15 protein-coding genes are annotated in these 22871 nt (G+C 64.5%); 9 read left to right on the plus strand and 6 right to left on the minus strand.

Going from position 1 to position 22871, the window contains the following annotated elements; genetic code table 11:
- Positions 1–9 precede the first annotated feature (9 nt).
- Positions 10–3963: a trifunctional transcriptional regulator/proline dehydrogenase/L-glutamate gamma-semialdehyde dehydrogenase gene (putA, locus tag C6A77_RS14115; RefSeq protein ID WP_114170017.1), complete on the plus strand. Its 3954-nt coding sequence runs from the start codon at positions 10–12 to the stop codon at positions 3961–3963.
- Positions 3964–4971: 1008 nt separating this feature from the next.
- Here putA and C6A77_RS14125 read toward each other — a convergent pair.
- Positions 4972–5535, minus strand: a complete 564-nt coding sequence (locus tag C6A77_RS14125) for a hypothetical protein (RefSeq protein ID WP_114170019.1) — start codon at positions 5533–5535, stop codon at positions 4972–4974.
- Positions 5536–5845: 310 nt separating this feature from the next.
- Here C6A77_RS14125 and C6A77_RS14130 point away from each other — a divergent pair, with 310 nt between their 5' ends.
- From C6A77_RS14130 to yccS, 7 genes are all read left to right on the plus strand, one after another.
- Complete coding sequence (locus C6A77_RS14130) at positions 5846–7648, plus strand: acyl-CoA dehydrogenase (RefSeq protein ID WP_114170020.1); 1803 nt, start codon at positions 5846–5848, stop codon at positions 7646–7648.
- Positions 7649–7679: 31 nt separating this feature from the next.
- A complete protein-coding gene (locus C6A77_RS14135; protein WP_114170021.1) occupies positions 7680–9122 on the plus strand; it encodes a TldD/PmbA family protein in 1443 nt (480 codons plus the stop codon).
- Positions 9122–10441 (plus strand): TldD/PmbA family protein, encoded by a 1320-nt coding sequence (locus C6A77_RS14140; protein WP_114170022.1) that lies wholly within the window; start codon positions 9122–9124, stop codon positions 10439–10441. The genes C6A77_RS14135 and C6A77_RS14140 overlap by 1 nt, the downstream gene beginning before the upstream one ends.
- A 109-nt stretch (positions 10442–10550) precedes the next feature.
- A complete protein-coding gene (gene mdtD / locus C6A77_RS14145) occupies positions 10551–11978 on the plus strand; it encodes a multidrug transporter subunit MdtD (protein WP_114170023.1) in 1428 nt (475 codons plus the stop codon).
- 112 nt (positions 11979–12090) lie between these two features.
- Positions 12091–13428, plus strand: a complete 1338-nt coding sequence (dbpA, locus tag C6A77_RS14150) for an ATP-dependent RNA helicase DbpA (protein ID WP_241507424.1) — start codon at positions 12091–12093, stop codon at positions 13426–13428.
- Between the two features lie 199 nt (positions 13429–13627).
- Positions 13628–14809, plus strand: a complete 1182-nt coding sequence (locus tag C6A77_RS14155) for an NAD(P)/FAD-dependent oxidoreductase (RefSeq protein ID WP_114170025.1) — start codon at positions 13628–13630, stop codon at positions 14807–14809.
- A gap of 83 nt (positions 14810–14892) precedes the next feature.
- Positions 14893–17076, plus strand: coding sequence for a YccS family putative transporter (gene yccS, locus C6A77_RS14160; RefSeq protein WP_114170026.1), 2184 nt, complete (start codon positions 14893–14895; stop codon positions 17074–17076).
- Positions 17077–17205: 129 nt separating this feature from the next.
- Here yccS and C6A77_RS14170 read toward each other — a convergent pair whose 3' ends face one another.
- A complete protein-coding gene (locus tag C6A77_RS14170) occupies positions 17206–17943 on the minus strand; it encodes a transporter substrate-binding domain-containing protein (protein WP_114170027.1) in 738 nt (245 codons plus the stop codon).
- Positions 17944–18096: 153 nt separating this feature from the next.
- On the opposite strand from C6A77_RS14170, the gene C6A77_RS14175 reads away from it, so the two are divergent.
- Entirely contained in the window at positions 18097–18549 is a 453-nt protein-coding gene (locus tag C6A77_RS14175) for a GNAT family N-acetyltransferase (protein WP_114170028.1), read from the plus strand.
- Between the two features lie 37 nt (positions 18550–18586).
- Here the strand turns inward: C6A77_RS14175 and C6A77_RS14180 are convergent, their stop codons facing one another.
- From C6A77_RS14180 to fba, 4 genes are all read right to left on the minus strand, one after another.
- Positions 18587–18883: a winged helix-turn-helix domain-containing protein gene (locus tag C6A77_RS14180; protein ID WP_114170029.1), complete on the minus strand. Its 297-nt coding sequence runs from the start codon at positions 18881–18883 to the stop codon at positions 18587–18589.
- Positions 18884–18895: 12 nt separating this feature from the next.
- Positions 18896–19396 (minus strand): M48 family metallopeptidase, encoded by a 501-nt coding sequence (locus tag C6A77_RS14185; RefSeq protein WP_114170030.1) that lies wholly within the window; start codon positions 19394–19396, stop codon positions 18896–18898.
- 39 nt (positions 19397–19435) lie between these two features.
- Positions 19436–21562: an EAL domain-containing protein gene (locus tag C6A77_RS14190; RefSeq protein WP_114170031.1), complete on the minus strand. Its 2127-nt coding sequence runs from the start codon at positions 21560–21562 to the stop codon at positions 19436–19438.
- A gap of 218 nt (positions 21563–21780) precedes the next feature.
- Positions 21781–22845 (minus strand): class II fructose-bisphosphate aldolase, encoded by a 1065-nt coding sequence (gene fba / locus C6A77_RS14195; protein ID WP_016501943.1) that lies wholly within the window; start codon positions 22843–22845, stop codon positions 21781–21783.
- Between the last annotated feature and the right edge of the window lie 26 nt (positions 22846–22871).

Raw genomic sequence — 22871 nt, forward strand, 5'->3', positions numbered from 1 at the left:
GGATAAGAAATGGCGACGACCACCCTTGGGGTCAAACTCGATGACCCGACCCGTGAGCGACTCAAGGCAGCTGCGCAGTCGATTGACCGCACGCCGCACTGGTTGATCAAGCAAGCGATCTTCAATTACCTGGAGAAGCTCGAGGGTGGTGCCACCCTGACCGAACTCAACGGCCATGCCAGCAGCCTGGCCGACGACGCCGGTGAGGTCCAACCCGACCACAGCCACCAGTGCTTCCTCGAATTCGCCGAGAGCATTCTGCCGCAATCGGTCCTGCGCTCGGCGATCACCGCTGCCTACCGCCGCCCCGAGCAGGAAGTGGTGCCGATGCTGCTGGAGCAGGCGCGCCTGAGCGCACCGCTGGCCGAGGCGACCAACAAGATGGCCGCCGGCCTCGCCGAAAAACTGCGTAACCAGAAGAGCGCTGGTGGCCGCGCCGGCATCGTCCAGGGCCTGCTGCAGGAATTTTCGCTGTCGTCGCAGGAAGGCGTGGCGCTGATGTGCCTGGCCGAAGCCCTGCTGCGCATTCCCGACAAGGGTACCCGTGACGCGCTGATCCGCGACAAGATCAGCACCGGCAACTGGCAGCCGCACCTGGGCAACAGCCCGTCGCTGTTCGTCAACGCCGCCACCTGGGGCCTGCTGCTGACCGGCAAGCTGGTCAGCACCCACAACGAATCCGGCCTCACCTCCTCGCTCACCCGCATCATCGGCAAGAGCGGCGAGCCGATGATCCGCAAGGGCGTCGACATGGCTATGCGCCTGATGGGCGAGCAGTTCGTCACCGGCGAGACCATCGCCGAAGCCCTGGCCAACGCCAGCCGCTTCGAGTCCAAGGGCTTCCGCTATTCCTACGACATGCTCGGCGAAGCCGCGCTGACCGAGCACGACGCACAGAAATACCTGGCGTCCTACGAGCAGGCCATCCACTCGATCGGCAAGGCTTCCCATGGCCGTGGCATCTATGAAGGCCCGGGCATCTCGATCAAACTGTCGGCGCTGCACCCGCGCTACAGCCGCGCCCAGTACGAGCGCGTGATGGAAGAGCTGTACCCGCGCCTGCTGTCGCTGACCCTGCTGGCCAAGCAGTACGACATCGGCCTGAACATCGACGCCGAAGAAGCCGACCGCCTCGAACTGTCGCTGGACCTGCTCGAGCGCCTGTGCTTCGAGCCGTCGCTGGCCGGCTGGAACGGTATCGGCTTCGTCATCCAGGCCTACCAGAAGCGCTGCCCTTACGTCATCGACTACGTCATCGACCTGGCCAAGCGCAGCCGCCACCGCCTGATGATCCGCCTGGTGAAGGGCGCCTACTGGGACAGCGAAATCAAGCGCGCCCAGGTCGAAGGCCTGGAAGGCTACCCGGTCTACACCCGCAAGGTGTACACCGATGTGTCCTACGTTGCCTGCGCCCGCAAGCTGCTGGCCGTGCCGGAAGCCATCTACCCGCAGTTCGCCACCCACAACGCCCACACCCTGTCGGCCATCTACCATATTGCCGGGCAGAACTACTACCCGGGCCAGTACGAGTTCCAGTGCCTGCACGGCATGGGCGAACCGCTGTACGAGCAGGTGGTCGGCAAGATTTCCGAAGGCAAGCTGAACCGCCCGTGCCGCGTCTATGCCCCGGTCGGCACCCACGAAACGCTGCTGGCCTACCTGGTGCGTCGCCTGCTGGAAAACGGCGCCAACACCTCGTTCGTCAACCGCATCGCCGACCACTCGATCTCCATTCAGGAACTGGTCGCCGACCCGGTCGCCAGCATCGAGCGCATGGGTACCCAGGAAGGCAGCATCGGCCTGCCGCACCCACGTATCCCGCTGCCGCGTGACCTGTATGGCAGCGAGCGAGCCAACTCGGCCGGCATCGACATGGCCAACGAACACCGCCTGGCGTCGCTGTCCTGCGCCATGCTGGCCACCGCGCACAATGACTGGAAAGCCGCGCCACTGCTGGCCTGCGCTGCCAGTGAAGGTGCTACCGCGCCGGTATTGAACCCGGCGGACCACCGCGATGTGGTCGGCCATGTGCAGGAGGCCACCGTCGCCGACGTCGACAATGCCATCCAGTGCGCGCTGAACGCCGCACCGATCTGGCAGGCCACCCCGCCAGCCGAACGTGCCGCCATTCTGGAACGCACCGCCGACCTGATGGAGGCCGAAATCCAGCCACTGATGGGCCTGCTGATCCGCGAAGCCGGCAAGACCTTCGCCAACGCCATCGCCGAAGTGCGTGAAGCCGTGGACTTCCTGCGCTATTACGCGGTGCAGGCACGCAACGACTTCAGCAACGACGCCCACCGCCCGCTGGGCCCGGTGGTGTGCATCAGCCCGTGGAACTTCCCGCTGGCGATCTTCACCGGCCAGGTGGCCGCAGCGCTCGCCGCCGGCAACCCGGTACTGGCCAAGCCAGCCGAGCAGACCCCGCTGATCGCGGCCCAGGCCGTGCGCCTGCTGCTGGAAGCCGGCATCCCGGAAGGCGTGCTGCAACTGCTGCCAGGGCGCGGTGAAACCGTCGGTGCCGGCCTGGTCGGCGACGAGCGTGTCAAAGGCGTGATGTTCACCGGTTCCACCGAAGTGGCGCGCCTGCTGCAGCGCAACGTCGCCGGCCGCCTGGACAACCAGGGCCGTCCGATTCCGCTGATCGCTGAGACCGGCGGCCAGAACGCGATGATCGTCGACTCTTCGGCATTGACCGAGCAGGTGGTGATCGACGTGGTGTCCTCGGCCTTCGACAGCGCCGGCCAGCGTTGCTCGGCCCTGCGCGTGCTGTGCCTGCAGGAAGACTCCGCCGACCGCGTGATCGAAATGCTCAAGGGCGCCATGGCCGAAAGCCGTCTGGGCTGCCCGGACCGCCTGGCGGTGGACATCGGCCCGGTGATCGACGCCGAAGCCAAGGCCGGCATCGAGAAGCACATCCAGGGCATGCGCGAGAAAGGCCGCTCGGTCTATCAGGTGGCGATTGCCGATGCTGCCGAGATCAAGCGCGGTACCTTCGTCATGCCGACCCTGATCGAGCTGGAAAGCTTCGACGAGCTGAAGCGTGAAATCTTCGGCCCGGTGCTGCACGTGGTGCGCTACAACCGCCGCAACCTGGACCAGTTGATCGAGCAGATCAACAATTCCGGCTACGGCCTGACCCTCGGCGTGCACACCCGCATCGACGAGACCATCGCCAAGGTGGTGGAAACTGCCAACGCCGGCAACATGTACGTCAACCGCAACATCGTCGGTGCGGTGGTCGGTGTGCAGCCGTTCGGTGGTGAAGGCCTGTCCGGCACCGGCCCGAAAGCCGGTGGCCCGCTGTACCTGTACCGCCTGCTGTCGACCCGCCCGGCCGATGCGATCGGCCGCCACTTCCAGCAGCAGGACGGCGAAGGCAAGCCTGACCGCACCCTGCACGAGCAGCTGGTCAAGCCGCTGCACGGCCTGAAAGCCTGGGCCGAGAGCAACCAGCTGGCTGATCTGGCCGCGCTGTGCAGCCAGTTCGCCAGCCAGTCGCAGAGCGGCATCGCCCGCCTGCTGCCAGGCCCGACCGGCGAACGCAACAGCTACACCATCCTGCCGCGTGAGCACGTGCTGTGCCTGGCCGACAACGAAGCCGACCTGCTGGCGCAGTTCGCTGCAGTGCTGGCTGTTGGCAGCTCGGCGGTCTGGGCTGACGGCGAACCGGGCAAGGCCCTGCGTGCGCGCCTGCCGCGTGAGTTGCAGGCCAAGGTCAAGCTGGTAGCGGACTGGAACAAGGATGAAGTGGCGTTCGACGCCGTGATCCACCATGGCGACTCGGACCAGCTGCGCGGCGTTTGCCAGCAGGTGGCCAAGCGTGCCGGGGCGATCGTCGGTGTGCACGGGCTGTCCAGCGGCGACCACCAGATTGCGCTGGAGCGCCTGGTGATCGAGCGGGCGGTGAGTGTGAATACTGCGGCGGCGGGTGGTAACGCCAGCCTGATGACCATTGGCTGAGGCTGAGGGTTGTTGACTGACAAGGAGAGCCTCGGCTCTCCTTTTTTATGGGTGCCTGTCTTGGGACTGGGGTTGGGCTGACAGGTGCTCGCCACAACCCTTGCAGCGCCTATGAGATCGAGCGCCGCCCGCGCGGCGCATCGCGACGCAAGGCCGCTCCCACATCTGTTTTGGGCCAGTCCCGCCTGTGCCATCGGCGCGCGCCCCTCTGTCAGTTCCCCTCAACATCGAAGGTTGCGCCGCTGCTTTTCTGCTATCTCGAGACATGCACCCAGGGGGTGAGTGCGGAGGAGGCAGGAGTAACTGGCCCGAAACAAATGTGGGAGCGGCCTTGCGTCGCGATGCGCCGCGCGGGCGGCGCTCGATCTCATAGGCGCTGCAAGGGTTGTGTCGAACACATGGCGGCCTTCACCCCATCTGAAGCCTGGCCCTCACTCCTTCATCCCCAACTCAGCATCATCCACCAGCGCCTTGGCCATCGCACTGGTGAATTGGGTGTCTTCTGTGGCCATTGCTCAATCCCCTGATAGTTCTCGACTGGCTGGGCCGATCCTTTCTCGGGCTCGCCCACTCCCACAAATACCGTGCAAGTCTTGAAGCCTGTGACGATCCCGTGGGAGCGGGCATGCCCGCGAAGAGGCCAGCCCAGACAACACATGATTAATGCCTAAAGCAAAGTCCTTGGTTCTCCAGGCATCTGCACCTGGACCAGGGCCGCCTCCAACAAGGCCCGCAGCGTCTCAAGTTCATGCATAGAGGTCATCATCAAGATCGAAGCCGGCGACTTGGGCTGCAGCAACATCGCCAGATGCATCCCATACACAGCCGCCATTAAAGGCTAGGAGAGTCCCAGTTTTATCGGCGCCTTCGCCAAAGCCACGAGAGACACCAGTTTTGCCACCCTCCGAAAGCAGTATCAGCCCAAGCCAACGGCCGCAACGCGGCCCCGACATTTTAGCTGTGCAGCTGAAACCTAGGGCCGCTTCTACACGCAGCAGCGGAGTCCGCTCAAGCCATGGAGGAAAGTGCGATCAAAGCAAACAACTGTGCTGTTGTAAGCGAGACGCCCAGTAACATCCATAGCCAATTGCCCAGCGTGAAACGGCTGTTGGCCGCCCCTTCTTTGTCACCCGCGCTAAAGTTGGTGCCTTTCTGCATGGGTACCAGAACGATCAGCCAAGCAGCATGAGACACCAGCCCCACAAAATAAGCCTCCCACGGGTGGTTCTCCAGAACAATGCTGGCAACCACCCACACAACGCCCATACCGTAATAGCCGAGCGTGAGTACCAGGATCGACCATGGATAGCTTCTACCAGAGTCGCGAATATGGTCATCCACCCTTCTCAATAATGGATAGATGAAGAACATAGCGAAAACGCTTCGCCAGAACGGGCTGACCTTCTCGCCTGTTCTCGCTCCATATAGCTTCCAGCTTTGATAGAAGCAATACAGCCAGTAGAAGCCCATGGTGAAAAAGCTCATTACGGCAAACTTCATAGGCGAAACTACGAAGAAGGGCACCTGATCGCCCTGGGCATCTGTCAAGTCGTTACCGTGGACATCACTCATCTGAAACGTCTCCTTGTGAAACCAAAGAGCACATTCAAAGCCAAATGCGACTTGGTCCGCGATAGTCCAAAGCCGCTCTGGCTTGTGGGAAACGTCTATGGTTTTTCTGCGCCTGTTCGGCCCTTCTCGCCGGTGCCCCTCCTACCGGTACTGTGCAGCTTCCGGCATCAACACACTACCTGCGGGTTCACCCGCGAAAGGGGCCGCACAGGCATCCCGGCTTCTAAACCCACATCACCCAAACCTATTAACCTCCCCCCACCCAGCCCGTCCCCCTACACTCGCAGCACCCCGCCTCAGGACCGCGACCATGCCCGAGACCCTGCTCAGCCCCCGCAACCTCGCCTTCGAACTCTACGAAGTGCTCGACGCCGAAGCCCTGACCCAGCGCCCGCGCTTCGCCGAGCACAGCCGCGAAACCTTCGACGCCGCCCTGACCACCGCGCGCACCATCGCCGAACGGTTCTTCGCCCCGCACAACCGTAAGGCCGACGAAAATGAGCCGCGCTACGTGGACGGCCGCGCCGAGCTGATCCCCGAGGTGAAACCCGCCGTCGATGCCTTCCTCGAAGCCGGCTTCCTCAATGCCAACCGCGACTTCGAAGCTGGCGGCATGCAGCTGCCCAGCCTGGTTTCGCAAGCCTGCTTCGCACACTTTCAGGCCGCCAACGCCGGCACCACGGCCTACCCGTTCCTGACCATGGGCGCGGCCAACCTGATCGAAAGCTTCGGCAGCGAAGAACAGAAGCGCCTGTTCCTGCAGCCGATGATCGAGGGCCGCTATTTCGGCACCATGGCCCTGACCGAACCGCATGCCGGCTCGTCACTGGCCGATATCCGCACCCGTGCCGAACCTGCCGGTGACGGCAGCTACCGGCTCAAGGGCAACAAGATCTTCATTTCCGGCGGCGATCACGAGCTGTCGGAGAACATCGTGCACATGGTCCTGGCCAAACTGCCGGATGCCCCGCCCGGGGTGAAAGGCATCTCGCTGTTCATCGTGCCCAAGTACCACGTCAACCCGGACGGCAGCCGGGGCCCGCGCAACGATGTGCTGCTGGCCGGGCTGTTTCACAAGATGGGCTGGCGCGGCACCACCTCCACGGCGCTGAACTTCGGCGACAACGGCCAGTGCGTCGGCTACCTGGTCGGCCAGCCACACCAGGGCCTGGCGTGCATGTTCCAGATGATGAACGAGGCGCGCATCGGCGTCGGCATGGGCGCGGTGATGCTCGGCTACGCCGGCTACCTGTATTCGCTGGAATACGCCCGCCAGCGCCCGCAGGGCCGGCTGGCGGACAACAAGGACCCGCACAGCCCCGCAGTGCCGATCATCGAACACAGCGATGTGAAACGCATGCTGCTGACACAGAAAGCCTATGTCGAAGGCGCCTTCGACCTCGGCCTGTATGCCGCGCGCCTGTTCGACGATACCCAGACTGCCGCCGATGAAAACGCCTGCAACCAGGCGCAGGCGCTGCTCGACCTGCTGACCCCGATCGTCAAGTCCTGGCCCTCGGCGTTCTGCCTCGAGGCCAACGAACTGGCGATCCAGATTCTCGGTGGCCATGGCTACACCCGCGAATACCCGGTGGAACAGTACTACCGCGACAACCGCCTGAACCCGATCCACGAGGGCACCGAGGGCATCCAGTCGCTCGACCTGCTGGGGCGCAAGCTGGCACAGAACAACGGTGCCGGCCTCAAGCAGCTGATCCGCCTGATCGCCGCCACCGGCGAGCGTGCCAGCCATCACCCGAACCTCGACCCCCTGCGCCAGCCACTGGAACAGCTGGTCAATCGCCTGCAAGCGGTAACCCTGGCCCTGCTCGGTGACATGGCCCAGGGCAAAGTCGCCGGCGCCCTGGCCAACTCGGCCCTGTACCTCAAGGCCTTCGGCCATTGCGTGATCGGTTGGCGTTGGCTGGAACAAGCCATCCATGCAGAACTTGGGCTGTTGAAAGACAACCCCGCCGACCGCGACTTCTACCTCGGCAAGCTGCAGGCCGCGCGTTATTTCCTGACCTGGGAAGTACCGGGCTGCCATAATGAGCTGGCATTGCTCGAGGCCCGCGACGACACCTGCCTCGCCATGCAAGACGGGTGGTTCTAGGGGGAGCCACCGTGTACACGGAGGCTTGCGAATGTTTGATTCCAGCGCCCTGCTGCGCCAGCGCTTCGCTGCGCTGCGCAGTACGGCCGAGTTGTTTTCCCTGCGCCATGTGAAGCAGTCGCAGCAGGCGCTGTCGGTGCGCCGCAACGTTGCCGAACCACCGCTGTTCAGCCAGGACGAAGGCGCCATGCTCACCGTGCGGGTCAATGGCGTGGAAGCCTATGCAGCCACCGCCGACCTGTCCCAGGCCGGCCTGCAGCGCGCCCTGGAGCACGCCGAAGCCTTGGCCCGGCAGATCGCCCGGCACAGCCTGCTGGACCTGCGCGCGCAGGCCGTGACCAGCGCACGCCACGACCACATTTCACCCAACTTCGACCAGCCGCTGCCCAGCCTCGCCGACTGTCTCGGCCTGCTCGCTGCCGAATCGGCCAGCGTGCCCAGGGACAGCCGCCTGGTGGACTGGCAGGCCAGCCTGGGCCTGAGCCTGGTCGAGCAGACCTACCTGAACTCGGCCGGCGCCGAGCTGCGCCACGCCCAGCGTTTCCTGTTCCCCGGCGTGGGGGTGACGGCCAGCGACGGCCAGGACAGCCAGAGCCGCAGCCTGGGCCGCGACAATTTCGGCCAGCAGGGCGGTTTCGAGATCATCGAGCGCTGCGGCCTGGTCGGCGCCGCCAGCCGCATCGCCGATGAGGCGCTGCAGCTGCTGCTGGCACCGAACACCCCCAGCGGCCCGCGCGACCTGCTGTTGATGCCGGACCAGATGATGCTGCAGATCCACGAATCCATAGGCCACCCGCTGGAGATGGACCGCATTCTCGGCGACGAGCGCAACTATGCCGGCACCAGCTTCGTCAAAGCCAGCGACTTCGGCCACCTGCAGTACGGCTCCGCGCTGCTCAACGTGACCTTCGACCCGACCATTGGCGAAGAGCTGGCCAGCTACAGCTTCGATGATGACGGCACCGCGGCCAGCAAGCAGTTCCTGATCCGCGACGGCCTGCTGCTGCGCCCGCTGGGTGGTGCCCTGTCGCAGTTCCGCTCCGGCCTCGACGGCGTCGCCAACAGCCGCGCCTGCGGCTGGAACCGCGCACCGATCGACCGCATGGCCAACCTCAATATCGAACCGGGCCACCAACCCCTCGAGCAACTGGTCGGGGGTATCGAACACGGCATCCTGATGCGCACCAACCGCTCCTGGTCCATCGACGATGCGCGCAACAAGTTCCAGTTCGGCTGCGAATGGGGCCAGCTGATCGAAAACGGCCAGCTCACGGGCATCGTCAAGAACCCCAACTACCGCGGCATCTCCGCGCAATTCTGGCGCAACCTGGCAGCGGTCGGCGACCGAAGTACCTTCCAGGTGCTGGGTACGCCCAACTGCGGCAAGGGCGAACCCAACCAGGTGGTGCGGGTCGGCCACGCCTCGCCGGCCTGCGTATTCCGCCAGATCGACGTATTCGGGGGAGACGCCTGATGAAAAACGCTTTCGAAACCTTAGTCGGCGATGTGCACAAAGCGCTGCAGGCGGGCGAACAGTTCACCCTCGGTTACAGCGCCGAACAGTCCCGCTTCGTGCGGTTCAACCACGCCAAGGTGCGCCAGGCTGGCGAGGTGAGCCAGGCCAGCGCGCAACTGCGGCTGATCCACGATGGCCGTCAGGCAGAACAACAGGTGACCTTGAGCGGTGACCCGCAGACGGATCGCCAGCGCCTGATCGCCGCCCTGGAGCAACTGCGCCAGACCTTGCCACTGCTGGCCGTCGACCCTTACCTGCGCCTGGACGACAGCGCCTGGCACAGCCACAGCCAGCAGGACCAGCCGCTGCCCGAACTGGCCGAAGTACTGGCCCTGCTCGACCACGAAGCGGGCGACCTCGACCTGGTCGGCATCTACGCCGCCGGCCCCATCTGCCGGGGCTTCGCCAGCTCGTTCGGGGCCTTCGGTTGGCACCAGGCCAACAGCTTCAACTTCGACTGGAGCCTGTTCCATGAAAACGGCGAGGCGGTGAAGGCCAACTACGCCGGGCAGCGCTGGTGCGCCGACGACTTCACCGCGCGCCTGCGCCAGGCGCGGCAACAGCTGGGCTTTCTCGGCCGCCCGGCAGTCACGCTGAAGCCCGGCAGCTACCGCGCCTACCTGGCCCCGGCGGCCATGGACGAGATCGCCGGCATGCTGTGCTGGGGCGGGTTTTCCGCGCAGGCCCTGGCCACCGGCAACAGCGCCTTGCAGCGCTTGTACAACGGCGATGCACGGCTGAGCCCGTTGGTCAGCTTTACCGAGCAGGTCAGCGGCTCGTTGAGCCCGGCGTTCTCCGATGAAGGTTCACCGCGCCTGGATGTGCCGTTGATCCAGCAAGGCGAGGCCCGGCAACGGCTGATCAGCGCGCGCAGTGCGGCCGAGTTCGCGTTGCTGGCCAACGGTGCCGACAGCCACGAAACGCCATGTGCGCTCAGCCTGGCGCCCGGCGGCCTGGCCAGCGGGCAGATCCTCGAGCGGCTCGACACCGGGCTGTACATCAGCAACCTGTGGTACCTGAACTACTCCGACCTGCCCGCAGCGCGCATGACCGGGCTGACCCGCTTCGCCACCTTCTGGGTGGAGGATGGGCAAATTCAGGGGCCGGTGCGCACCATGCGTTTCGATGACAGCCTGTACAGCCTGCTCGGCAGCCAACTGGAGGACCTGACCCGCGAGCGCGAGATGATCCTGTCGACCAGCACCTATGGACAGCGCAGTACCGGGTCGAGTCATTTGCCGGGGGCACTGGTCAAAGGCCTGACCCTGACATTGTAATTGGCATTGCCGGGCTCTTCGCGGGCATGCCCGCTCCCACAGGGAACGCGTAACGCTTGTGGGAGCGGGCGCGCCCGCGAAGAGGCCGGTACAGACAAACGAGGAAGTCATGCCCGAACGCACCCCGCTGGACCCCGTCACCGCCCGCTGGATCCCCTGGGTGGTGGCCATCGCCTTCTTCATGCAGTCCCTGGACGGCACCATTCTCAACACCGCGCTGCCGGCCATGGCCCGCTCGCTGGCCGAAGACCCGCTGCGCATGCAGGGCGTGATCATCGCCTACATGCTCACCGTGGCCCTGCTGATCCCCGCCTCGGGCTGGATCGCCGACCGTTTCGGCACCAAGCGCATCTTCTTCAGCGCCATCTTGCTGTTCAGCTTCGGCTCGCTGCTGTGCGCCGCGGCCAACAGCCTTGGCTTCCTGATCTTCGCCCGCGTCGTGCAGGGCCTGGGCGGGGCGCTGATGCTGCCGGTCGGGCGGCTGGTGGTGCTGCGTGCCTATCCGCGTACCGAACTGGTGCGGATCATGAGTTTCATCACCATTCCCGGCCTGCTCGGCCCGCTGCTGGGCCCGACCGTCGGCGGCTGGCTGGTGGAAATTCTCAGCTGGCACTGGATCTTCCTGCTCAACCTGCCGGTCGGCCTGATCGGCTGCTACGCGGTGTGGAAGTTCATCCCCGACCTGCGCGGCGCCGAGCGCACCACGTTCGACGGCCCTGGGTTTCTGCTGTTCGGTGCAGCGATGGTGCTGATCACCATTGCCATGGAAGGCCTGGGCGAACTGCACCTGCCGCACTTGCGGGTGATGTTGCTGCTGTTCGCCGGCATGGCCTGCCTGGCGGCCTACTGGCTGCGCGCCGGGCGCGACCCGGAGCCGCTGTTCTCGCCCAGCCTGTTCCGCGTGCGCACCTTCGCCATCGGCATTCTCGGCAACCTGTTTGCCCGCCTGGGCAGTGGCGCCCTGCCGTTCCTGGTGCCGCTGTTACTGCAGGTGGCGCTGGGCTACTCGCCAGCCCAGGCCGGCATGAGCATGATCCCGCTGGCGGCAGCGGCGATGCTGGCCAAGTCCATCGCCCGGCCACTGATCGAACGTCTCGGCTACCGCATCATCCTCACCGGCAACACCCTGCTGCTGGGGGCGCTGCTGGCCAGCCTGGGGCTGGTGGACGAGCAGACGCCCTATTGGCTGCTGCTGGTGCAACTCGGCCTGCTCGGCGCGGTGAATTCCATGCAGTTCACGGCGATGAACACGGTAACCCTGATCGACCTCGACGACGCCAGCGCCAGCAGCGGCAACAGCCTGCTGTCGGTAGTCGCGCAGCTGGCGCTCAGCCTCGGTGTGGCCTGTGCCGGCGCATTGCTCGGCGGCTTTACCGCAGCAGGCAGCGCCGAAGGCGTGGAAACCACCCTGGGGGCGTTCCAGCTGACCTTCGTCACCATCGGTGTGATGGCCATGCTGGCCGCGGCGATCTTCCTGCAACTGGCGCCGACGGACGGAAGGCGTGCCCGTCGTCCGGAACAACACATGGAGTCGTAGGGCGAATGGCCACGAGGCTGGTAGACTGTGCGGCATTTTTCGCTTCGCACCGCAGGCCCGCCTCGTGACCACCGAATCCACCGCCTTTGCCACCTTGCCGCTGTCCACTGCCATGCTGGCCAACCTGGACGCCCTCGGCTATGCCTCGATGACGCCGATCCAGGCCCAGAGCCTGCCGGTCATTCTCAAGGGCCAGGACCTGATCGCCCAGGCCAAGACCGGCAGCGGCAAGACCGCCGCCTTCGGCATCGGCCTGCTCAACCCGATCAACCCGCGCTACTTCGGCTGCCAGGCACTGGTACTGTGCCCCACCCGTGAGCTCGCCGACCAGGTGGCCAAGGAGCTGCGCCGGCTGGCCCGCGCCGAGGACAACATCAAGATCCTGACCCTGTGCGGCGGCGTTTCGCTGGGCCCGCAGATCGCTTCGCTGGAGCATGGCGCGCACATCATCGTCGGCACCCCGGGGCGCATCCAGCAGCACCTGGACAAGGGCACCCTGGTGCTCGATGGCCTGAACACCCTGGTGCTGGACGAAGCCGACCGCATGCTCGACATGGGGTTCTTCGACGCCATCGCCAGCATCATCGGCAAGACCCCGTCGCGCCGCCAGACCCTGCTGTTCTCGGCCACCTACCCGGCCGGCATCAAGCAACTGGCCGCCGACTTCATGCGCAACCCGCAGCAGGTCAAGGTCGAGAGCCTGCACACCGACAACCAGATCGAGCAGCGCTTCATCGAGATCGACCCGCAGCAGCGCCTGGAGGCCGTCACGCGCGTCCTCGGCCACTACCGCCCGCAGTCCTGCGTGGCGTTCTGCTTCACCAAGCAGCAGTGCGAGGATGTGGTCGCCCACCTGACCGCCAAGGGCATCGTCGCCCAAGCCCTGCACGGCGACCTGGAACAGCGCGACCGCGACCAGGTGCTGACCATGTTCGCCAACCGCAGCAGCTCGGTGCTGGTAGCCACCGACGTGGCCGCGCGCGGCCTGGACATCGATGGCCTGGACATGGTCATCAACGTCGAGCTGGCGCGTGATGCGGAAATTCATGTGCACCGTGTCGGCCGCACGGGCCGTGCCGGCGAAAAAGGCATTGCGATCAGCCTGGTGGCGCCAGCCGAAGGCCACCGCGCCCAGGCCATCGAACAACTGCAGAAGAGCCCGCTGCGCTGGGACCAGCTGGACAGTTTGAAAAACAAGGGCGGCGAGCCGCTGCTGCCGGTGATGAGCACCCTGTGCATCGCTGCCGGGCGCAAGGACAAGCTGCGCCCGGGCGACATCCTCGGGGCGCTGACCGGTGATGCCGGGATCCCGGGCAAACAGGTGGGCAAGATCGCGATCTTCGACTTCCAGGCGTTCGTGGCCGTGGAACGGGCGCTGGCCAAGCAGGCCATGCAGCGCTTGAACAGCGGCAAGATCAAGGGCCGCTCCCTGAAAGTCCGTATTGTCTGACCTATTTTGGGGCTGCTTTGCAGCCCATCGCCGGCAAGCCAGCTCCCACAGGATCTCCACAGGCCTCAGACCTTGTGCAGCACCTGTGAGCCAGCTCCCACAGGATCATCACAGGCTCCGGGCCGGGTGCAATCCCTGTGGGAGCTGGCTTGCCGGCGATGGGCCGCACAGCGGCCCCTGCCATCCATGAGGTAACACCGTGCACTCCACAGATGTGATCATCCTCGGCGCCGGCGCTGCCGGCCTGATGTGCGCCCAGCTCAGCGCCCGCCGTGGCCGCCGGGTACTGGTGCTCGACCACGCCAACAAACCGGGCAAGAAGATCCTCATGTCCGGCGGCGGGCGCTGCAACTTCACCAACATGTACACCGAGCCAGGCAATTTCCTTTCGCACAACGCGCACTTCTGCAAGTCCGCACTGGCCCGCTACACCCAGTGGGACTTCATCGAACTGGTGTGCAAGCACGGCGTGGCCTACCACGAGAAGAAGCTCGGCCAGCTGTTCTGCGACAACAAGGCCAGCGACATCCTCGACATGCTGCTGGCAGAGTGCGACGAGGCTGGCGCCGAAATCCGCATGCACACCAGCATCGAGCACATCGAGAAGACCGAAAGCGGCTACCTGCTGCAGACCAGCGGCGGCCAGCTCGCCTGCCAGTCGCTGGTGATCGCCACCGGTGGCCTGTCGATCCCGACCCTGGGCGCGACCGGTTTCGGCTACCAGGTGGCCCGCCAGTTCGGCCACACCTTGCTGCCGACCCGCGCCGGGCTGGTGCCGTTCACCATCACCGAGCCCCAACTCAAGGCACTGTGCACCGAGCTTTCCGGCACCTCGCTGGACTGTACCGCCAGCTGCAACGGCACCAGCTTCCGGGAAAACCTGCTGTTCACTCACCGTGGCCTGAGCGGCCCGGCGATCCTGCAGATTTCCTCGTTCTGGGAAGCCGGGGATACCGTCGAGATCAACCTGCTGCCCGACCGCGATGCACTCACCTGGCTGCAACAGATGCAGGCCGAACGCGCCAACGCCGAGTTGAAGACGGTGCTGGGCGAGGTGTTCACGCGCAAGCTGGCCAACCTGCTGGCCGAGCAGTGGTTCGAGTCCAGGCCGATGAAGCAGTACACCCCGGCGGAACTGGCACAGATCGCCGACAAGCTGGCGAACTGGCAGGTCGTGCCGGCCGGCACCGAAGGCTACCGCACCGCCGAGGTGACCCTGGGCGGCGTGGACACCCGTGAGGTGTCGTCCAAGACCATGGAGTCGCTGAAGAGCCCCGGCTTGTACTTCATCGGTGAAGTGCTGGATGTAACCGGCCACCTGGGCGGGTTCAATTTCCAGTGGGCCTGGGCCTCGGCCAACGCCGCAGCGCAGTTCGTGTAGAGTAGAATCCATTCAGCAGCACGGAACGCTTCTTGCTGGCCCGTGCTGCAATGCATTCCTCGCTCACTGCCTAGCAGGCCATCATGTCATCGAGCTCGTTCCGTCAGTCACTGCGTCGCCTGTGGGGCCAAGACAAGTTCAGCTACAGCATCCGGGTCACCATCGCCCTCACCGGCAGCCTGGCCCTGTGCTGGTACCAGAACGAGATGGCCCTGCTGATTCCGCTGTTCCTCGGCATCATCGCCAGCGCCCTGGCCGAAACCGACGACAGCTGGCAGGGCCGTCTCAGCGCCCTGGCCGTTACCCTGGTGTGTTTTGCCATCGCCGCGCTGGCGGTCGAGCTGCTGTTCCCCTACCCGTGGATCTTCGTCGTTGCCCTGGCCGTGGCCGCCTTCGGCCTGACCATGCTCGGTGCCCTCGGCGAACGCTATGGGGCCATCGCCTCGGCGACGCTGATTACCTCGGTGTACACCATGATCGGTGTGGACCAGCGCGGCGGCCAGGTCACCGATTTCTGGCATGAGCCACTGCTGCTGGTGGCGGGGGCGGCCTGGTACGGGCTGCTGTCGGTGCTGTGGCAAGCGCTGTTTTCCAACCAGCCCGTGCAGCAGAGCCTGGCCAGGCTGTTCTTCGAGCTGGGCAGCTACCTCAAGCTCAAGGCCAGCCTGTTCGAACCCGTGCGCACCCTCGACGTCGAAGCCCGGCGCCTGGAACTGGCCCAGCAGAACGGCAAGGTGGTGGCGGCACTCAACGCGGCCAAGGAAATCATCCTGCACCGGGTGGGCAACAGCCAGCCCAACTCCAAGGTCAGCCGTTACCTCAAGCTGTACTTCCTGGCCCAGGACATCCATGAGCGGGTCAGTGCTTCGCACTACCCCTACAACGCGCTGACCGAGGCTTTTTTCCACAGCGACGTGATGTTCCGCTGCCAGCGCCTGCTGCGCAAACAGGGTTCGTCCTGCCAGGAACTGGCCCGCTCGATCCGCCTGCGCCAGCCGTTCGTGCTGGCCAGCGGTTACCCCGAAGCCCTCGAGGACCTCAACGCCTCGCTGGAACACTTGCGCACGCAGAACAACCCAGCCTGGCGCAGCCTGCTGCGTTCGCTGCGGGCACTGGCGGTCAACCTGGCGACGCTGGACCGCCTGCTCAGCGCTGCCAGCAACCCGGACAGCCTCGCCGATGCCAGCGACAGCAGCCTGCTCGACCGCTCGCCGCGCTCGCTGAAGGATGTGTGGACCCGCCTGCGCACCCAGCTGACACCGACTTCGCTGCTGTTCCGCCATGCCCTGCGCCTGCCGCTGGCGTTATCGATCGGCTATGGCATGGTGCACCTGATCCACCCGACCCAAGGCTACTGGATAATCCTGACCACGCTGTTCGTGTGCCAGCCCAACTACGGTGCAACCCGGCGCAAGCTGGTCCAGCGTATCATCGGCACCGCCGTCGGCCTGACGGTGGGCTGGGCGTTGTTCGACCTGTTCCCCAACCCGGTCATCCAGTCGCTGTTCGCCGTGGTCGCCGGGGTGGTGTTCTTCGTCAACCGTACCACCCGCTACACCTTGGCCACGGCCGCGATCACGCTGATGGTGCTGTTCTGCTTCAACCAGATCGGCGATGGCTATGGCCTGTTCCTGCCACGGTTGTTCGATACCCTGGTCGGCAGCCTGATCGCCATTCTTGCGGTGTTCCTGTTCCTCCCCGACTGGCAGGGGCGGCGCCTGAACAAGGCACTGGCCAATACCCTCACCTGCGCCAGCGTGTACCTGCGGCAAATCATGCAACAGTATGCCCACGGCAAGCGCGACGACCTGGCCTACCGCCTGGCCCGGCGCAACGCCCACAATGCTGACGCCGCGCTGTCCACCACCTTGGCCAACATGCTGATGGAGCCGGGGCATTTTCGCAAAGAGGCCGACGTCGGCTTCCGCTTCCTGGTGCTCTCGCACACGTTGCTCAGCTACCTCTCGGGGCTGGGCGCGCACCGCGACACGGCATTGCCGGCGGAAGTACAGGAGCAGTTGATCGACGGTGCCGGGCAAAGCCTGGCCAACAGCCTGGACGAGATTGCCAACGGCCTTGCCGCGCGGTTACCGGTGGCGATTCACAGTGATGCCGAAGAGGCGCTGGCCAATGCCCTGGAGCAGATGCCCGAAGAGCTGGATGAGCATCAGCGTCTGGTGCAGACGCAGTTGGCATTGATCTGCCGGCAGTTGGGGCCGTTGCGGACGTTGGCGGCGCACCTGATCAAGGACGGTGCACCGGCCTGAATGCATTGTTACCTGCTCTGGCCTCTTCGCGGGTAAACCCGCTCCCACAGGAGCCCTACAAGTTTCGGGATCTGTGTAATACCTGTGGGAGCGGGTTCACCCGCGAAGAGGCCGGCACAGACCGCAGCATCAAAACCCATGCTGGCGCAAAAGCCGCGCATAGCTGCCGTCAGCCTTCATCGCCGCAATCGCCCGCTCGAACCGTTCGACGATCCGCTGATGCTCGGGATGCTTCAGGCTGACCAGAATATGCAGGGTGTTCTCCGCCAGCGGCGGGTCCACCAGCAGCACCCCGTCGCGCACGGCCTGAGGCTCGCGCTGCAGGTTGTAGCGAGCCACGTATTCATCCTCCACCGCCAGCTTCACCCGCCCTGCCGCCAGCATGCGCACCGCCGAGGAAAAATTGCGCACCGGCACCTTGTGCAAGCGAGTGTCGCCATCGAACTCGGGTGAGTAGGCGTAATCGCGTACCACGGCAATGCTGTAGGGGTGCAAGTCCGACTGCTGCTTGTAGCGGAACGCCTCGCCCTTGCGTTGCAGCAGGCGAATGCGGTTGCTCAGATAGGCGCTGGAAAACTGCCCGATGCGGGCACGCGAATCGTTGTACCAGGCATTGATGAGCACGTCGTAACGCCCCTCACCCACCCCCAGCAACGCCCGCGCCCATGGCGCTTCTTCGAACACGCTGGTGTAGCCGGCGCGGGCCAGCGCCGTGGTGACGATGCTGGTCGCAAGGCCACCGCCCGGCATCCCGGCATCGGTGAACGGCGGCCATTTGTCCGCTACCAGGCGCAGCTTGTCGTTAGCCTGGGCAGGGGTCGCAAGCATCATTGCCAGTAATCCCAGAACACAAAGCAGTGGCCGCATGCTCAAGTCCTTTCGCAATGGAGGGCACACATTGCCGACGAGATTACACAAAGCCGCTGCCCGGGGCAGCGGCCAATAGTGTCATTTAGCCTCTATTTTGGCCGAGTGCGTGCACCATGCGATGATCGGCAGCCCATTCAAGGAGTTCGTACCATGTCCATCGACTGGCTTTGCAAGCACCATTCCGACCTTGGCAAGGAGCAGCTCTATGCCATCTTGCAGTTGCGCACGGAAGTGTTCGTGGTCGAGCAGCGCTGTGCGTATCAGGAAGTCGATGGCCAGGACCTGACCGGCGATACCCTGCACCTGATGGCCTGGCAGGAAGACCAGCTGGTGGCCTACCTGCGCCTGCTCGACCCGCAATCCCAAGGTGGCGATGTGGTGATCGGGCGGGTCGTCACGGCGCCGGCGGCGCGCGGGTTGAAGCTGGGGCACACGTTGCTGCTGAAGGGGCTGGAAGCGGCGGAGCACTGCTGGCCGGGGGTGCCGGTGTACCTGTCGGCACAGGCGCATTTGCAGAAGTTCTATGCCGGCCATGGGTTCGTGGCGGTGGGTGAGGAATATCTTGAAGACGATATTCCACATATCGGGATGCGCAAGGGTTGAGTTACCGCTCCCACAGGGAATGCGCCAGCCTTTCGCTTCAGGGGTAGCCCAACACGTCGCGGATCTGCCGCAGATGCCGGATGATCCACTGCTTGTCGATCGCCCCCCAGTCATGAATGCGGTAGTGCCCGGCATGGTTGCGCGCACCTTCCTGCTGTTCGAATTCGCAGACGATATCCAGGTCGGCCAGGGCGGCGATGGTGTCCTGAGCGGTACGCCGGGGCATACCGGTGGCTTCCATCAGGGCGGGCACGCTGGTCGCGGTCTGGCTGTCGATCAGCCAGGCCACGTAGAGACGGCGGTAGAAGCTGCTCTTGGTCTTGCTCACTTCCATGCTGCGTGTTCCTTAGAGATTGCCCGGCAGCTCCCGATAGGTCAGGTAGACGCGCAGGTCGAATTCCAGTTGGTGGTAGTCCGGCTCCATGTGCTGGCAGAGCTGGTAGAACGCCTTGTTGTGGTCGCGCTCGCGCAGGTGAGCCAGTTCGTGCACCACGATCATGCGCAAAAATTGCGGCGCGGCCTCCTTGAACAGCGAGGCAATGCGGATTTCCTTCTTCGCCTTGAGCTTGCCGCCCTGCACCCTCGATACCGCCGTGTTCAGGCCCAGGGCCCGATGCGTCAGGTCGAGGCGGCTGTCGAACAGCACCTTGTCCAGGTTCGGCGCGCTGCGCAGGTATTGCTGGCGCAAATCCTGGGCATAGCCGTACAGCGCCTTGTCGCTTTGCACATCATGGCGGTCCGGATAGCGGCGCTGCAGGTACTCGCCCAGGCGGTCGCTGTCGATCATCTGCCGCACCTGCTGTTGCAGGTGCGGGGGGTAGGCTTGCAAGTAACGTAATACGGTCATGGCGCTGCATTCGGTGAAACGAATGCCGATTCTAGCCAATCATGGCCCGGGCCAGGAGAAAATTGCCGGGAAGTCGCTGGCGTCCGCCGCCGTGAGCGGGTGAGCCACCAAAAAGCCCTGCACGTACTCACAGCCGTTGGCCTTGAGCCAGGCGGCCTGGGCCTGGGTCTCCACGCCTTCGGCAATGACCGTGATCTGGTAGTCGGCGCACAGCCCGACAACGCTGCGTACCAGCGCGGCATCCACCGCCGAGTCCGGCAGGCGCGCCACCAGGTGGCGGTCGAGCTTGAGGGTATCGATCGGCAGGTCACGCAACATGCGCAACGAACAGTCACCCGCACCAAAATCGTCCAGCGCCACCCGCACGCCCAGATCGCGCAAGCGGTGGATCTGTTTCACCGCGGCATCGATGTTGTACATCAGCGAGGTTTCCGCCACTTCTACCTCAAGTTGCGCCGGGTCCAGCTGGTACAGCTGGATGACCCGTTGCAGCTCGTCGACCAGGCTGGGCATGACGAACTGCGCGCGGCTCAGGCTGATCCCCAGAACCAGCTCGGCCGGGAAACGTTGATACCAGGCCTGGCGCTGCGCGGCCCCCTGGCGGTAGATCCAGCTGGCCAGGCGGTTGATCAGGCGCGCTTCCTCCAGCAGCGGTATGAACAGCCCTGGCGGTACGTCGCCAACGCTGGGGTGCTGCCAGCGCAGCAACGCCTCGAAGCCACGCAGGCGGCCATCGTGGAAGCCGACCTGCGGCTGGTAGACCAGGGTGAAATCCTGCTGCTCGACCGCCGTGCGCACGCTGTCCTCGAGCATCAGCCGCGAGCGTGCCCGGCCGTTCAGTTCCTGATCGTAGAAGCGATACTGCTGGCGCCCGGCCTGCTTGGCCGCATACATCGCGGCATCGGCGGCGCGCAGCAGGCCTTCCACATTGGCGCCGCAATCCGGGTAGGTCGCAATGCCGATGCTCACCCCAAGGCACACATCCAGCCCTTCGACCTGGTGGCTGATGGAAATGCGTTCCAGCAAGCGCTCGGCATAGCGCCCGGCCTGTTCCGGGTAAGGCAGGCTGTCGAACAGTGCGGTGAACTCGTCACCGCCCATGCGCGCCAGCAGCGCTTCAGTGCCCAGGCAATCCTTGAGCTGTTCGGCCACCCAGTGCAGCACCCGGTCACCCGCATCATGGCCGAGCGAATCGTTGATGCGCTTGAAACCATCCAGGTCCATGTACATCAGTGCCTGCGCCTTGTCCGAGCGCTCGTTGCGCAGCAGCACGCCTTCGGCGGCCTGATAGAAACCGCGGCGGTTGAGCAGGCCGGTGAGCGGGTCGGTGACCGCCTGGTATTCCAGCTGCTGGTGCAGGTTGCGCACCGCCGACATGTCCAGCACGGTGACCACCATGGCGTGCTGGTCGGCAGGCAGCGGTGAACATGACAGCGCCACCGGCACCAGTTCGCCGCCCGAGGTCCGCAGTTGGGCATCGTGCACGCGGAAGATGCGCCGTTCCAGGTAGGCCTGGTAAAACTCCGATTCATTCCACAGGCTGGCATTGGCCAGCTGCATCAGGTCGAGCAGGCCGGTGCCCTGCAACTGCTGCACCGGCACCGACAACAAGCGCGAGATGGCCGGGTTGGCAAAGCTGATGAGGCCTTGCGCGTCCACCACCAGAATGCCTTCGGCAGCGTTGTCGAGGATCGACGCGTTGAACGCCCGGGCCGTTTCCAGCTCGCGGGTCAGGCGTTGCAGCATGCGTCGGTTGCGTTGCTGGTCGAGCAGCGCCTGAACCTTGGGCTTGAGGATTTGCGGGTCGAACGGCTTGAACATGTAGTCCACGGCACCGCTGGCGTAGCCTTTGAGCACGGCCGCTTCGGACTGTTCGTTGGCGGTGAGGAAAATGATCGGGGTCAGCCGGGTGCGCTGGCTGCCGCGCATCAGCCGGGCAACTTCGAAGCCGTCCATTTCCGGCATCTGCACATCCAGCAGCACCAGGTCGACATCGTGTTCAAGCAACGCGCTCAAGGCTTCCATCCCTGAGGTTGCGGTCAATACGTGCCAATCCTGACGAGCGAGCAAGGCCCGCATGCTGGTGAGATTTTCGGGGTAATCGTCTACCACCAGAAGAACCGAGTTGCCATCCAGTGGCTGAGGGTGAGGGTGAGCGCCATCCATGCTGCTTCTCTGTTATGTGAACGACTTCAAGATACGCTTGGATCCAGTAGTACTCTAGACCTGAGCGGGCAACACGCAATGCAATCAGAACGCTATCAATGCCTCAACTGTACGGTAGCCGACTAACGGTCGCTCTGCCGGGATTATTGCCGGGGTCCAACGCCCCTCCATAAATGAAAAAACCCGCATCGCTGCGGGTTTTTCATGCTGCCGGAAGATCAGTTGACCTTGGCCGCCAGTTCGCCTTTCAGGTAGCGCTGGTACATGCCTTCCAGGGAGATCGGCTTGATCTTCGAGGCATTGCCGGCAGTGCCGAAGGCTTCGTAACGGGCGATGCACACGTCACGCATGGCCTTGACGGTTTCGCCGAAGAACTTGCGTGGGTCGAACTCGCTCGGGTTCTGCGCCATCAGGCGGCGCATGGCACCGGTGGAAGCCAGACGCAGGTCGGTGTCGATGTTGACCTTGCGCACGCCGTGCTTGATGCCTTCGACGATTTCCTCGACCGGTACGCCGTAGGTTTCCTTGATGTCACCGCCGTACTGGTTGATGATCGCCAGCCACTCTTGCGGGACCGAGGACGAACCGTGCATCACCAGGTGGGTGTTGGGGATGCGCTTGTGGATTTCCTTGATACGGTCGATGGCCAGCACGTCACCGGTTGGTGGCTTGGTGAACTTGTAGGCACCGTGGCTGGTGCCGATGGCGATCGCCAGGGCGTCGACCTGGGTCTTCTTGACGAAGTCGGCAGCCTCTTCCGGGTCGGTCAGCATCTGGCTGTGGTCCAGCACGCCTTCGGCGCCGATGCCATCTTCTTCACCGGCCATGCCGGTTTCCAGCGAACCCAGGCAGCCCAGCTCGCCCTCTACCGAAACACCGCAGGCGTGCGCCATGGCCACGGTCTGCTGGGTAACGCGGACGTTGTACTCGTAGTCGGTCGGGGTCTTGCCGTCTTCACCCAGCGAGCCGTCCATCATCACCGAGCTGAAGCCCAGCTGAATCGAACGCTGGCAGACGTCAGGGCTGGTGCCGTGGTCCTGGTGCATGCACACCGGGATATGCGGGAATTCTTCGATGGCAGCCAGGATCAGGTGGCGCAGGAACGGGGCGCCGGCGTATTTGCGGGCACCGGCCGAAGCCTGGACGATCACCGGAGAGTCGGTCTTGTCGGCCGCTTCCATGATGGCGCGCATCTGCTCGAGGTTGTTGACGTTGAAAGCTGGTACGCCGTAACCGAACTCGGCGGCGTGGTCCAGCATCTGGCGCATGCTAATGAGTGCCATTGTGTATCTCTCTCCCGACAAGCGTC

It is taken from the genome of Pseudomonas sp. AFG_SD02_1510_Pfu_092 (assembly GCF_003331055.1).
In the GTDB taxonomy this organism is placed as follows: Bacteria; Pseudomonadota; Gammaproteobacteria; order Pseudomonadales; family Pseudomonadaceae; genus Aquipseudomonas.

What these genes read in the sequence shown, in the direction of transcription:
- putA (WP_114170017.1), top strand. Translation starts at nt 10, where the DNA reads ATGGCGACGACCACCCTTGGGGTCAAACTCGATGACCCGACCCGTGAG.
- C6A77_RS14125 (WP_114170019.1), bottom strand. Translation starts at nt 5,535, where the DNA reads ATGAGTGATGTCCACGGTAACGACTTGACAGATGCCCAGGGCGATCAG.
- C6A77_RS14130 (WP_114170020.1), top strand. Translation starts at nt 5,846, where the DNA reads ATGCCCGAGACCCTGCTCAGCCCCCGCAACCTCGCCTTCGAACTCTAC.
- C6A77_RS14135 (WP_114170021.1), top strand. Translation starts at nt 7,680, where the DNA reads ATGTTTGATTCCAGCGCCCTGCTGCGCCAGCGCTTCGCTGCGCTGCGC.
- C6A77_RS14140 (WP_114170022.1), top strand. Translation starts at nt 9,122, where the DNA reads ATGAAAAACGCTTTCGAAACCTTAGTCGGCGATGTGCACAAAGCGCTG.
- mdtD (WP_114170023.1), top strand. Translation starts at nt 10,551, where the DNA reads ATGCCCGAACGCACCCCGCTGGACCCCGTCACCGCCCGCTGGATCCCC.
- dbpA (WP_241507424.1), top strand. Translation starts at nt 12,091, where the DNA reads ATGCTGGCCAACCTGGACGCCCTCGGCTATGCCTCGATGACGCCGATC.
- yccS (WP_114170026.1), top strand. Translation starts at nt 14,893, where the DNA reads ATGTCATCGAGCTCGTTCCGTCAGTCACTGCGTCGCCTGTGGGGCCAA.
- C6A77_RS14170 (WP_114170027.1), bottom strand. Translation starts at nt 17,943, where the DNA reads ATGCGGCCACTGCTTTGTGTTCTGGGATTACTGGCAATGATGCTTGCG.
- C6A77_RS14175 (WP_114170028.1), top strand. Translation starts at nt 18,097, where the DNA reads ATGTCCATCGACTGGCTTTGCAAGCACCATTCCGACCTTGGCAAGGAG.
- C6A77_RS14180 (WP_114170029.1), bottom strand. Translation starts at nt 18,883, where the DNA reads ATGGAAGTGAGCAAGACCAAGAGCAGCTTCTACCGCCGTCTCTACGTG.
- C6A77_RS14185 (WP_114170030.1), bottom strand. Translation starts at nt 19,396, where the DNA reads ATGACCGTATTACGTTACTTGCAAGCCTACCCCCCGCACCTGCAACAG.
- C6A77_RS14190 (WP_114170031.1), bottom strand. Translation starts at nt 21,562, where the DNA reads ATGGATGGCGCTCACCCTCACCCTCAGCCACTGGATGGCAACTCGGTT.
- fba (WP_016501943.1), bottom strand. Translation starts at nt 22,845, where the DNA reads ATGGCACTCATTAGCATGCGCCAGATGCTGGACCACGCCGCCGAGTTC.